A 12,566-nucleotide genomic window follows, 5' to 3' on the forward strand; every position below is an offset into this window, starting at 1 on the left:
CGACAATAAGGAACGTCGATGGACTTGCTTGAGCGTCTCGTCACCATCTTCGCCCACAACGGATACATCGCGGTCTTAATCGCACTTTTGCTTTGCGGCGCAGGTATACCCATTCCCGAGGACATTACGCTGGTCGCCGGCGGTGTGATTGCGGGCCTGGGCTACGCCAACGTGCATGTGATGGCCGTCGTTACGATCGCGGGTGTGCTGATTGGTGATGTGGCCATGTTCGGGCTAGGTCATCACTTCGGCGAACACATGCTGCGATGGCGCCCGATCGCGCTACTCATGCCACCACGCCGTTACGCAAAAATGCAGGATAAGTTCGAGCGCTACGGCAATCGACTGATGTTCTTCGCGCGCTTTCTGCCGGGCATGCGCACGGCCGTCTACATCACCGCAGGTGCGACGCGTCGCGTCACGTTCATGCGCTTTTTCATGCTCGATGGTCTGGCGGCGCTGATCAGCGTGCCGTTCTGGGTGTATCTGGGTTACTTCGGCGCGAACCGGCGCGAGTGGCTGGGCACGTGGATCCGCCGCGGACAAAGCAGCTTATGGGTTCTTGCTGGCCTGGTCGTACTGGGTGTGTTGGCGCTATGGTGGTACCGGCGCGCACGTAAATCGCAGTCTTAGGGGTCCACCCACGGATCTAGTGCGCGGTGTTCGACAGCTGCATGTGCAAATCGTCGCTCAGACTTTGCACGCTTTGTTGATTGACCTGGATAAATCCACTTGCCGGTGTGTCCAGATCGGCAATCAGGCTGATCGCAATCGCGACCATCAACACAGGCACAAACGTCGCCATCCATGCACGGCGCCGCTGCCCATAACCCACGACCAACGATGTCGTGATCGACAAAAATGCCAGCAGCACCCAGATATCTGCAGGAACACGATTGATCGTGGCCGCAACGCGCTTGCCATCCAGATCGATCATCTCGTTCAACGACGACTCGTAAAGCCCAACGATCGGCGTTGGCGTCTGCTTCGCTTCAGTGCTGACCTCGCTCCAGAGCTCATCCTGGATTTGCCTGGACCGCTTCGCAGCACTGTCGCGATCCGGCTCTTGTGCCTTGCTGCCGAAGATCAGCAGCCGCGCATCGGCATAGTCTCGCAGCAACGCTGGCGCACTGCTGCGTACAGGTTCCGCCTGTGTGGCCGTACGCAGGTAAACCGTTCCGATCGCATTGGCTTCATCGACGACCAATTGCTTGCGCTCATCGAAGCGGCTCAGCGCCATGCTCATGGCAAAGCCGATGAGCAGGCTCAGCAAAAAGGCGATCTGATTGCGCGTGTCGTGGACCTGCTTCTGCCAGTCTTTATCATCGCGATCCTTCGCCAGCACGCGAAGACGAAAACCGATTTCGTGCGCGAGCAGCAACACGATAGTCGCGACGACAAACAGGTGAATCGGATGGTCCAGTAAGTACATCGCCACCCCTTCTGCAGTTTGCCTGATTCTATCCCGGCTTATGCCATGGATGACAAGCCATCCAGATGGCTGGATGGCATGCCCTTTTACTTCGACGTATCGGCCACATCGTGACGATTCCACCATCCGCCGCCAAGCGCCTGGAACAAGGCGACCGTGTCGGAGTAGCGGTTCGCACGCGCCTGAATCAAGGCGAGTTCGGCCTGGCGATACGTCACCTGCGCATTGAGCAGCGCGACCATGCTGATGTCGCCCAGTGCGTATTGATGCTTCGCGATGTCCAGGCTGCGCGCCGCCGCGCGTTCGGCGCGTGCATCGGCCACCATTGCATCGGCATCGGCTTGCAGGGCGTGCAAGGAATCGGCGACGTTCTGCAAGGCGGACATCACCGTACTGCGGTATTGCTCGGCCGCCTGGCGATAATTCGCTTCGGCAGCGCGTTGGCGATGCAGCAACGTACCACCGCTGAAAAGCGGCGCCGTGATGTCGGCGCCGAGGTTCCAGAAGCCGGTACCGGAACCGAACAGGTTATGCATCTGATCGGCCGCGCTACCCCAGTTGGCGGTGATGTTGATGTTCGGCAGACGCGCCGCAAACGCGACACCGACCTGTGCACACGCCGCATGCAGATTCGCATCGGCCATGCGCACATCCGGGCGCTGCTCTACCAGTCGTGCCGGCAGCGTCAATGGCAGATCTTGCGGCAATTGCAGTTCATCGAAATTGAACTGCGCCGGCACATCCTGATCCGGTGAGCGGCCCGTCAGCACAGCGAGCAGATCACGTTGCTGCGCGAACTGCTTTTGCAATGGCGGCAGCGCAGCACGCGTTTGTTCCAGCGTGGCTTCCTGCGAGGCGATATCGGCGTCCGACATGTCGCCGAGTGCCATCTGTTTGCGATTGGTCTCCAGAATCTTCGACTGGCTATCGATCATGTCCTGCGTCGCAGTGATCTGCGCACGCAGCGATGCATCGCCAATCGCCGCGTTGACGACATTCGATGTCAGCGTGAGATACGTCGCTTCCAATTGAAAACGCTGCGCGTCGGCCTGTGCGACAAGCGATTCCACCTGACGCCGATTGGCACCCCACAAATCCGGCGTGTAGGAAATGCTCAATTGCGCAGTCGTGAGGTTGTAGAGCGTGCTGTTGGACGCAAGATTGCTGGACAGCACGTCACCGACTTTTTGCCGCGTCGGATCCACGCTGGTGCCAACTTGCGGATAGTACGCGCCACGCTGGGCTTTCACGCTTTCAACCGCCGACATCAACGCCTGCTGCGCAGCCGCCAGATCCGGATTGCGCTTGATCGAGTCGTCGATCAAACCATTCAACGGCTGGGAGTGGAACAGCGTCCACCACTGGCCGGGAATATCCATGCCCTGCACAAACTGCTGCGCGTCACCGCCCGGCCCCGGCACCGACGGTGTGGATTGCGCGATCGGTGTAGGTGCGTACGTTTGCGCTGTTGGCGCTGCCGGACGATGGTAATTGGGCCCCACTGCGCAAGCGCTCAACGTGAGACCGATACCGATGGCGAGCGCAGTACGCCCAGCACGCCACGATGCGATGTTCTTGATGGCGTTCATGGTCAGATCTCCGCCGCCGATGGTGCGTGACCGAAACGCTTGTAGATGAAGTTCTCCAGCCCGTAATACAGCGCAGGAAGGATGAAAAGCGTTAACAGCGTAGCGATGGGCAAGCCACCTACCACGACCGTGGCCAGACCGCGCTGCACGTCGGTACCGACACCTGTTGCCAGCGCTGCGGGCAACATGCCGATGCTGGCGACAGTGGCTGTCATGAGCACCGGGCGGAATCGCTCGGTGGCACCTACTACCACGGCTTCAAAGAGCGATAGGCCTTCTCGTCGAACGCGGTTGATGTTCGACACCATGATGATGCCGTTCTGTACTGCCACGCCAAATAGCGCAATGAAGCCCACCGCGGTCGCAATATTCAACGTTTCCCCGCGAAGATGCAGCGCGATCAGGCCACCCACTGTCGCGAGCGGCACGACGCCCAATACGAGCACGGCTTGATGGAATTTGCCGAACTCGGCGAACAACAGCACAGCCATGATGGCCATCACCATGCCCATTACGACGGTCAGCCGCGCCTGCGCGCGTTGCTCGTTCTGAAAGTTACCGGCCCATTCAAGTTGGTATTTCGATTTGTCGTAGTGAACCTTCGCATCGATTTGCGCTTGCGCATCGGCGAGGTATTCCGACAAAGCGCGGCCGCTGTTTTCGATGCTGATCGTCAGTTCGCGCTGACCGTGTTCGTGTGCAATGGTGCTTTCGCCCATCGCCAATTTGACATGCGCCACCTCTTTCAGAGGAACCTGCGCACCCGTGGTGGATGTCAACGGCGTCTCGCCAACGGCTTGCACGCTATTGGCGACTTCGTTGGCAACACGTGCGGTGACGTTATAGATGCGATCCTCGACGTAGACCTGTGTGATCGGCGCGCCGCCAATAGCCGTCTGGATAAGGTTGGTGATGTCGCCGACGTTGACACCGTAGCGTGCTGCCGCATCGCGATCGGCCGTGATCGTCAACTGGGGAATCGGCGGTTCCTGGAAGATCGCCGCATCTTCGGTGCCCCGCACACCCCTGATCACGTCGACCATCTGACCGGCGACTTGACGCATTTCCTTGAAATCCTGCCCGTAGATGCGAAGCACCAACGGAGCATGCGCGCCGCCGATCATATCGTTCTCGCCGTCGATGATCGGCTGGCTGATACCGACGGTAATGCCTGGAATCTGCTGCAGACGCGCGTTGAACTTGCGCAGGAATTGCGCCTTGGTTTCCCCATGCCACGCGCTGTAAGGCGTCAAACCCACACCGGCTTCAATGTGCGACGGCGTCCATGGATCCGAGCCCGTATCGTTGCGCCCCAGCTGCGTCACGATATACGACACCTCCGGGAACTCACGCACAACCTTGCGCAATTGCGCGGCCATATCGCTAGCTTTATCCAGCGAGAGTCCCGTTGGCATCTGAACCTGCAACCAAAGCGCACCCTCATCCAGATCGGGCAGGAATTCACGGCCAATCGTTGCGCCGAGAATCAGCACGCCACAGAACGCGACGATGGCAATGCCGTAAGCAACCGGCAGGTTGTGCAGCAGTCTACCAAGAGTATGCGCAAAGCCTTCCTGCAGTCGTTTGAGCGGTTTGTTTTCGAATATCTTGCGAGGCTTGCGCAGGGCTAGGAATGCCAGCGCCGGCGTCAATGTCACCGTACACAACAGCGCCGCCAGCAGCGCATAACTGACAGTGAACGCCATCGGCCGGAACAACTTTCCTTCCGCATGCTCGAAGGCGAACAGCGGGAAATACGCAGTGATAATGATCAAGGTCGCAAAGAAGATGGAGCGGCCGACGTGGCTCGTCACCAACATCACGTCCTTTTCGACCAGCACTTCCGTTGGTTTCATCTCGCGCTGCCGCAAGATCGCCTCGGTCACCACGATCGCACCGTCGACAATCACACCGAAATCGATCGCGCCCAGCGAAAAAAGATTCGCCGGCATGCGGGTGAATTGCATCAGGATGAACACCGTTACCAGCGACATCGGAATCGCGACGGCGGCAACAAGCGCGGATCGTGGACTGCCCAGAAAAAGGATCAGCACGATGCAAACCAAACCGATGCCTTCCATCACGGTGTGGAACACTTTTTCTTTCGTGGCGACCACCAGATTGTCGCGATCGATATACGGCACGATCTTCACGTCCTTCGATGCCAGCTGCTTGTTCAGCTCATCGACCTTGGTGTGAATCCCTTCCAGAACGCGTGATGCGTTTTCGTACTTCAGCAGATCACAGATGCCCTCGATCGTGTCGGGGTTGTTGTCCTTGCCGAGAATGCCCTCGCGCACCTGATGGCCGTAGCGCAACTTGCCAAGTTCGCGCACTAATACCGGCACGCCATTATTTTGCGTGACGACAATGTCGCCAAGATCCTGCAACGAGTGCACCATGCCGATACCGCGCACGATGTAGGACTGCTCGCCGCGCGTAATGCGACCACCGCCCGCATTGGATGTGTTGTTGGATATCGCCGCGGTGACCTGACTGACGCTTACGCCGTAATGCAGCAGTTGTTGCGGGTCCAGCTCCAGCTGAAATTCCTTGGTAAAGCCGCCAAAATTATCGACGTTGATCACACCCGGAACCTGCTGCAATGCCGGAATGACGATCCAGTTCTGGATTTCGGACAGCTGCATCAGATTTTGAGTCTTGGACTCCAGCGTGTAGCGATAGATTTCACCGGCCGGACCCGACACCGGATCAAGCCCTGGTGTCACGCCTGGCGGCAAGGTCACCTGGCTGATGTGCTCCAGCACGCGCTGGCGTTCCCAGTAATCGTCGGCGCCGTCCTTGAAAACCAGCGTGATGAGCGAGAGGCCGAACGTGCTGCTGGAGCGCATGCTGACCAGGCCCTGCGTATCGGCAAGGCCGCGTTCGAGCGGCGTGGTGATCTGCTGCTCGATTTCTTCGGCAGCCAGACCCGGCACCTGCGTGGTGACCTGCGCCGTCACGTCGCTCAATTCCGGATACGCCTCGATGGCCAACTGCGTCCACGAGTAATAACCGAAGATGAGAACGAGCACCGTCACCACGATAAACAAAATGCGCTTCTCGAAGCAGAAGCGAAAGAGTGCATTAATCATTGAGGAGCACTCCGCCCCGAACGATCACGCGATCACCTTGCTTTAGGCCCTTCAGCACACGCGTACCATCCGATTCGTCGTAGCTGATATCTACCGTGCGACGCTCGAACGTCCACGGCGAGACTTCGACGAACACAGTGACGCTGTCGTTGTTCATCAACAGCGCCGATTGCGGAATGAAGACTTGCTGCGGTTGCGGAATGTCGATGCTCGCGGTGGCGAACATGTTGGGTTTGAGCAATCCATCGGCGTTGGCAAACGTTACGCGAACCAGATCGCGCCGCGTATCCGATTGCAGTACTGGATTGACGAAGCTGACGCTGCCATGGAATACCTTGTCCGGATAAGCCACCAGCGTGGCATCGACCTTTTGCCCTTTGGCGATCAGGCCCGAATCGCTTTCCGGCACATTCGCAGTGATCCAGACCAATTCGGTGTTCGAGATCGTCATCATCGATGCCGTGGGATCGTTGACATACGTGCCCGGCGCGATCGTCAACGCCGTGATGTAACCCGTGATGGGTGCCGTCACTTGCATCGGTCGCGCTGTTTGCGCATCGGGTTCACCGCCCACAGCAACCAATCGCGTGCGTGCACGGTCGTATTCGGCCTGCGCCTGGTTGTAACCGCTTTGTGCTGCTTCGAGATCCTTGACTGCATTGCCGCCTGCAGCCTTCACGCCTAGCGCGCGATCGAGCGCCTTCTTCGCGAGATTCAATGCATCGCGTGCTTTGACGACATCGGAGTTCGCTTGCGCAAGATCGCCCGAGTCGATCACCGCGATCAGTTGTCCGCGCGTGACATGGTCGCCAAGCCCGACTTTCAGCTCGACCACTTTGCCCGTGAGCGCAGGAAGCACATTGGCTGTGCGTGCGGGATCGGCTTCTACATTAGCGGGGAACGTCATCGTATGCGGCGCCTGATGCATTTCCACCGGCTGCACCACCAGCTCTTTGCGCAATGGCGAAGTGTCGGGAACTTTGTATTGATTGTTTTCGACGGTGAAGGCTGGCGGTGCTGCGCTTTCATCTGGACCATGTGAGCAGGCGGCCATGCTCAGAGCCATAGCGATCACGAGCGCGAGTCGCGTGGCTGATTTGTTCAATGGGTGAAGCATAGGTCTTCCCTTCGGCTGGGCGCTCGAACGCGTTTCCTGCGACCACAAGGCCACAGAGCTGTTGCAAAACGGTGAAGGGGGAGCGGGCCGTTGTATTTCAACGACCCGGCGCGTCCCGGAACCGCGGTTTTTGGCCGCCTATAGCTTCCGCTTCCGGGTAGGGCTCCTTCTGGAGCACACGCGTGGGCGGGTCAGTAAGGCGGGGTAATTGTCGGAGATTCTGCTTGCGTGTGACTGTCCAAGTTCAGGCTTTTCCTTCTGCGGTATTGGGTGCAATGGGTTCGCGCACTAACCGGGCCTGCAAAAGACCGGCTCTTTCCAGCGGCAGATAGGCAATGGCCGCAAGATGCGAATGAATGCGCCGGAGGTCGCGCAGGATGCGCAGGTAGACATCGCCACCCCCGCCGTCGCGTTGCTCACGCAGGGCGCGAATGTGCCTGTCGGAGGCATCGTTTTCCAAGCGCCATAACAGTTCTTTACGTTCAACCAGTTGCTGTGCGGCGCGTAGATCGCCACGCATGAAAACGGTAATGCCAAGGCGAAGGCTTTCCATCACTTGCTCGTGCATCGCCGCAAGATCCTGGATGTCGTCGGCGGAAAAATCCTGTCCGCTTTTGGCCTTCTTTGCGGCGAATTCCATCATGTTGTTCGCCGTGATGTCGCCGATATGCTCAATGTTCATGACGAACGCATGGATCTCCTGACTGCGCTCGCCGTCTTCCTCGTTCAACGCTTCACCGCCAAGGTCGGCGAGGTACTGACGGATGGCGATACCGAGGCGATCCAGCGATGGGTCCATGCGGCTGATCACTGCGGCGCGCGCTGCATCGTCCTTGCCGAAAATTTCGACCAGGTTCGCGAGCATGCTTTGGACCGTGTCAGCCATGCGCATGGATTCGCGCGTGGCATTCACCAGCGCGACACCGGCGCTTTCCAGCACGGATTCGTCGAGGTAAAGCGGCTGGCCCGGATCGGCGGGACGCGGCGGATCCGGTAGCAAACGCTCCAGCAGTCGCGCAAAACGCTCTGCGGGCAGAATGAAGATCAGCGCCAATCCGAGATTGAAGGCCGTGTGGAAATTCACTGCGATACGCGCGGCCGAAGAACCCAACGGCTCCAGCCAATGCGCAATGGGATGCAGTAACGGCAGACAGATGAGGCAACCCAGCGCGCGCGCCAGCGTGTTACCGAGCGGCAGGCGGCGCGCCATGGGCGTTTGCGCTTCCAGCAGTGCGGGCATCGTGCCACCCAGGTTCGCACCCAATACGAGTGCCAGTGCACCGGGCGCATCGATCACGCCTGCCGTGGCGAACGACATGATCAGCAGCACGACCGCCACACTGGAATGACAGATCCACGTAAGCAACGCGGCGGCCAACAGCGCCAATACCGGCTCATCCGAGAGTGCCTGCAATGCGTCGCGCAAGAGCTTTGCGTTTTCGATCGGCGCCATCGTCAGCACGAGCAGATGCAGCGCCAAGAGCATCAAGCCCAGACCGATGCCGACGCGGCCGAGATTCTTCAGGCGCACATCGTCGCTGCGACGATGCATCGCGAAACCAAGCAAAATCAGGATCGGCGCGACGATGGCAATGTTGAACGACATCACCTGCACGATCAGCGTCGTGCCGACGTTTGCGCCCAGCATCACGACTAAGCCCGGCGCCAGACCCAGGAAACCGCTCGCGGCGAACGACGTTGCCATCATGCCCGTGGCGGTGCTGCTCTGAAGTAGCGCGGTGATGCACAGGCCAAACGCAAATGCCGTCGGACGCCGCCCGAGAAAATGGCCGAGCCCACGGCGAAGTGTGCTGCCGTATCCGCGCAGCACGCCGCTGGTGACCATGTGCGTACCCCACAACAACAGGGCGACATAGCCGAAGATGTCAAAGAAAGCGAATGTGCCTTTCATCTCGGCAACTCCTAAAAATCCACAACCATCGCTGCACTCCCGCTTCTTCCGACAGGTCGTAACAGCCCCTTTTTCCTTCCCGGCTCAGCGAGAAGGACGGATAAAAGACAAATACTGGAAGTGGCGATGCCCAGCACAACGCCAACCGTGTGCCATCGCCAGATCACGCCTCTATCCTGCTCCTCTCCCGGTCGGGAGAGGAGTCTTGCTTATCTGCCTGCGTCGTTGCGCTGCTAGCCCAGCGAGAAGATCAGAGCCAACGTCCGTAGCGTTTGATGTAGATCAACTTTACGACCTGGGTCAGTGCGCAGTACGCAAGGACGGTTGCCGCAAGCCACGCGTAATAGATATCGGGCACCTGGACCATGCCGATCTTGGTGCCAATCGCTGTGTACGGGATGATCATGCCGATCACGATGATGGCTGTGGTCAACCCGAGCACCGGCGCCGCTGCAACACTTTGCAGGAACGGAATCTTGCGCGTGCGGATCATGTGCACGACCAGCGTTTGCGTAAGCAGGCTCTCGATGAACCAGCCAGACTGGAACAACGATTGATGCACATCGCTGTTGGCGCCGAACACCCACCACAGCAACGCAAACGTGGTCATGTCGAAGATCGAACTGGTCGGCCCGATCCAGACCATGAAGCGCCCAATGTCACTGGCATCCCACTTGCGCGGCTTGCGCAGGTATTCCGGATCCATGCGATCGAAGGGAATCGACAGCTGCGAAATGTCGTATAACAGATTCAGCACCAGCACCTGCAGCGGAAGCATCGGCAGGAACGGCAGGAAGAAGCTCGCCATCACCATGCTGAGCACGTTGCCGAAGTTCGAGCTGGCCGTCATCTTGATGTACTTGATGATATTGCCGAACGTGATGCGTCCTTCGATCACGCCCTCTTCGAGCACCATCAGATTTTTTTCGAGCAGAATGATATCGGCCGATTCCTTGGCGATATCGGTCGCGGTATCCACCGAGATGCCCACGTCCGCTTCGCGTAGCGCGGGCGCATCGTTGATGCCGTCGCCGAGGAAGCCGACGGTATGACCTTGGCGTTGCAGCGATTTCACCACGCGCGCTTTTTGCAGCGGCGACATCTTGGCGAAGACCGTCGTGCGCTTGACCAGCTCATCCAGCGCAGCATCGTCCAGCGGTTCGATGTCGCGACCTTGTGCGGAGTGCTCCACATCGAGACCGACTTCGCGACAGATTTTGCGCGTCACGGCCTCGTTGTCGCCGGTGATGACCTTCACTTCGACACCGTGGTGATGAAGTGCGGAAATCGCCGTCGCCGCCGTATCTTTCGGCGGATCGAGGAACGCCAGGCAACCGACCGCAGTCAACTCCGCCTCATCCGCCACGCCGTACGGACCTGAGCGCGGCGTTTCTTCCTTGATGGCCACCACCAGCACGCGCAAACCATCTTCGTTGAGATGGCGCGTCATCGCCTTGATCTCGCGACGACGCTCATCCGTCATCGGCACAACCTCGTCGCCACGCCGCTCCTTGGTGGCGATGGCGAGCATCTCCTCCACGGCGCCCTTGCAGACGATCAAGTGATGACCGTTGCCGTTGGCGAGAACTACCGACATGCGGCGACGCTGGAAGTCGAACGGAATTTCGTCGACGACGCGATAGCGCGACACGATCGGCTCCAGATCGCGATGCGCCAGCACGGCCTTGTCCATCAGGTTCTTCAAACCCGTCTGGAAGTGGCTGTTGAGATAGCCGTATTCCAGCGCGTCTTCGGAATCTTCGCCGTCCAGATCGAGATGGCGTTCCAGCACGATCTTGTCGAGCGTGAGCGTGCCCGTCTTGTCGGTGCACAACACATCCATCGCGCCGAAGTTCTGGATCGCGTTCAGACGCTTTACCACGACCTTGCGATTGGACATCGCAATCGCGCCCTTGGCGAGATTTGCGGTGACGATCAGCGGCAGCATTTCCGGCGTCAGGCCGACCGCGACGGACAGCGCAAACATCAGCGCATCCAGGAATCCGTGCTTGTAAAACTGGATCAGGAAAACAATCGGCACCATCACCAGCATGAAGCGGATCAGCAGCCAGCTCACGCTGCTTACGCCACGATCGAAACTGGTCTGCACGCGTTCGCCGACAATGGAACGTGCGAGCGAACCCAGGTAGGTGCGGCCACCCGTCGCCGCGACGACTGCTGTCGCCGTGCCGCTGACCACGTTCGTACCCATGTAGCACACGGTGGGCAGGTCCAGCGGGTTGCCTTGCTGTGCGCCATGCGCGCCGCTTTCGACCACATGTGCCTGCGCCGGTCCCGCTTTCTCCACCGGCAGCGATTCGCCAGTGAGAATGGCCTGGCTTATGAACAGATCTTTCGCCGTCAGCAAACGCAGGTCCGCGGGCACCATGTCACCCGCCGCCAGATGCACGATGTCACCGACCACCAGTTCGCCCACCGGCACTTCGATGCGCTCGCTGTGCTCATCGGAGGCACGGCGCGTCACTGTGGCGGTGTTGCGCACCATCGCCTTCAGCTTTTCTGCCGCGCGCGAGGACCGATATTCCTGGCTGAAGCTCAGGAACACGCTGATAGCGACCATGACCGCGATGATGATCGGGCCAGACAAATCGTCCGGCGTAACGAAAACCTGCACCACCGCCAGAATCAGCAACACGATGATGAACGGGTTCTTGAAGGCGCGCAGCAGCTGGAACGTCCAGTGCGGCGGCTTTTCGTGGGATACCTCGTTCACACCGTCGCGATCGAGCCGGTCGGTGATCTGCTCTTCGTTGAGGCCCGCCAGGCTGGTGTCCAGCTGGGCGAGCAGTGCATCGTTTTCGCGGAATGCTTCCTGCGCGGCAGCCACAGTCGGATGCGCAGGCGCAGCCTTGCCCGTGGCCTTGGCCGTAGCAGCCTGGTTGGATCGGTTCATCATGTCTCGCTTCCGTGGAATCAAGTTGCTTGCGATGCGGGAGGCGAGCGATGGGAGCTGCTGCCTCCTACGGCAATCCGCGTCCAGGGTGACGCTCCCCAGACCGGCTAACCGGTGCTGGTGGAGGCCAACCCTTAGGGAGCCGGGAATGGCGCATCAGTGGCTTGATACCAGATGAAGATGACGAGACGTGCGCGGCGACTCCGCCGAGGAATGCTCGTGCCAGCGAGACAGGGGGCGACCCTGGGCGGCTTCGATCTGCCAATGCATATCGATCGGAGCCCGGTCGGCCGCATTATTCAGCGGCTGAGGAACGGTAACGGTACGGGGTGCGCGCACGACATCGCGGCGGCCGGTCAGGGGAAACCGCGCAGCGGTGCGAAGACGAAAGAAATCGCGAAGGAGCTTCATTGGCCCATCTCCTCAAAAACGGTGCTCACGGCACCGTTAGGAGCGGGCCGGACTTCCCTAGTCGAGGAAAGCGCCGGCCAACCGCTGGCGGTTGCC

General features: G+C 59.5%; 8 protein-coding genes. 1 reads left to right on the forward strand and 7 read right to left on the reverse strand.

Going from position 1 to position 12,566, the window contains the following annotated elements:
* Positions 1 to 18: 18 nt before the first annotated feature.
* A complete protein-coding gene (locus tag EKH79_RS17960; RefSeq protein WP_126675226.1) occupies positions 19 to 633 on the forward strand; it encodes a DedA family protein in 615 nt (204 codons plus the stop codon).
* Positions 634 to 649: 16 nt separating this feature from the next.
* Here EKH79_RS17960 and EKH79_RS17965 read toward each other — a convergent pair whose 3' ends face one another.
* From EKH79_RS17965 to EKH79_RS17995, 7 genes are all read right to left on the reverse strand, one after another.
* Complete coding sequence (locus tag EKH79_RS17965; protein WP_158621284.1) at positions 650 to 1,432, reverse strand: bestrophin-like domain; 783 nt, start codon at positions 1,430 to 1,432, stop codon at positions 650 to 652.
* Positions 1,433 to 1,518: 86 nt separating this feature from the next.
* Positions 1,519 to 3,021, reverse strand: a complete 1,503-nt coding sequence (locus tag EKH79_RS17970; protein WP_126675228.1) for an efflux transporter outer membrane subunit — start codon at positions 3,019 to 3,021, stop codon at positions 1,519 to 1,521.
* A gap of 2 nt (positions 3,022 to 3,023) precedes the next feature.
* Entirely contained in the window at positions 3,024 to 6,116 is a 3,093-nt protein-coding gene (locus EKH79_RS17975; RefSeq protein WP_126675229.1) for an efflux RND transporter permease subunit, read from the reverse strand.
* Entirely contained in the window at positions 6,109 to 7,233 is a 1,125-nt protein-coding gene (locus tag EKH79_RS17980; protein ID WP_126675230.1) for an efflux RND transporter periplasmic adaptor subunit, read from the reverse strand. The genes EKH79_RS17975 and EKH79_RS17980 overlap by 8 nt, the downstream gene beginning before the upstream one ends.
* 244 nt (positions 7,234 to 7,477) lie before the next feature.
* A complete protein-coding gene (locus EKH79_RS17985; protein WP_126675231.1) occupies positions 7,478 to 9,145 on the reverse strand; it encodes a Na/Pi cotransporter family protein in 1,668 nt (555 codons plus the stop codon).
* Positions 9,146 to 9,395: 250 nt separating this feature from the next.
* Positions 9,396 to 12,062: a magnesium-translocating P-type ATPase gene (gene mgtA / locus EKH79_RS17990; RefSeq protein ID WP_126675232.1), complete on the reverse strand. Its 2,667-nt coding sequence runs from the start codon at positions 12,060 to 12,062 to the stop codon at positions 9,396 to 9,398.
* A gap of 153 nt (positions 12,063 to 12,215) precedes the next feature.
* Positions 12,216 to 12,470, reverse strand: coding sequence for a hypothetical protein (locus tag EKH79_RS17995; protein ID WP_126675233.1), 255 nt, complete (start codon positions 12,468 to 12,470; stop codon positions 12,216 to 12,218).
* Between the last annotated feature and the right edge of the window lie 96 nt (positions 12,471 to 12,566).

Source organism: Dyella dinghuensis (genome assembly GCF_003977615.1).
GTDB classification, from domain to species: domain Bacteria; phylum Pseudomonadota; class Gammaproteobacteria; order Xanthomonadales; family Rhodanobacteraceae; genus Dyella_B; species Dyella_B dinghuensis.

Bases quoted from the DNA above. Each gene is read 5' to 3' on its own strand.
- EKH79_RS17960 (WP_126675226.1), top strand. From the start codon at position 19: ATGGACTTGCTTGAGCGTCTCGTCACCATCTTCGCCCACAACGGATAC.
- EKH79_RS17965 (WP_158621284.1), bottom strand. From the start codon at position 1,432: ATGTACTTACTGGACCATCCGATTCACCTGTTTGTCGTCGCGACTATC.
- EKH79_RS17970 (WP_126675228.1), bottom strand. From the start codon at position 3,021: ATGAACGCCATCAAGAACATCGCATCGTGGCGTGCTGGGCGTACTGCG.
- EKH79_RS17975 (WP_126675229.1), bottom strand. From the start codon at position 6,116: ATGATTAATGCACTCTTTCGCTTCTGCTTCGAGAAGCGCATTTTGTTT.
- EKH79_RS17980 (WP_126675230.1), bottom strand. From the start codon at position 7,233: ATGCTTCACCCATTGAACAAATCAGCCACGCGACTCGCGCTCGTGATC.
- EKH79_RS17985 (WP_126675231.1), bottom strand. From the start codon at position 9,145: ATGAAAGGCACATTCGCTTTCTTTGACATCTTCGGCTATGTCGCCCTG.
- mgtA (WP_126675232.1), bottom strand. From the start codon at position 12,062: ATGATGAACCGATCCAACCAGGCTGCTACGGCCAAGGCCACGGGCAAG.
- EKH79_RS17995 (WP_126675233.1), bottom strand. From the start codon at position 12,470: ATGAAGCTCCTTCGCGATTTCTTTCGTCTTCGCACCGCTGCGCGGTTT.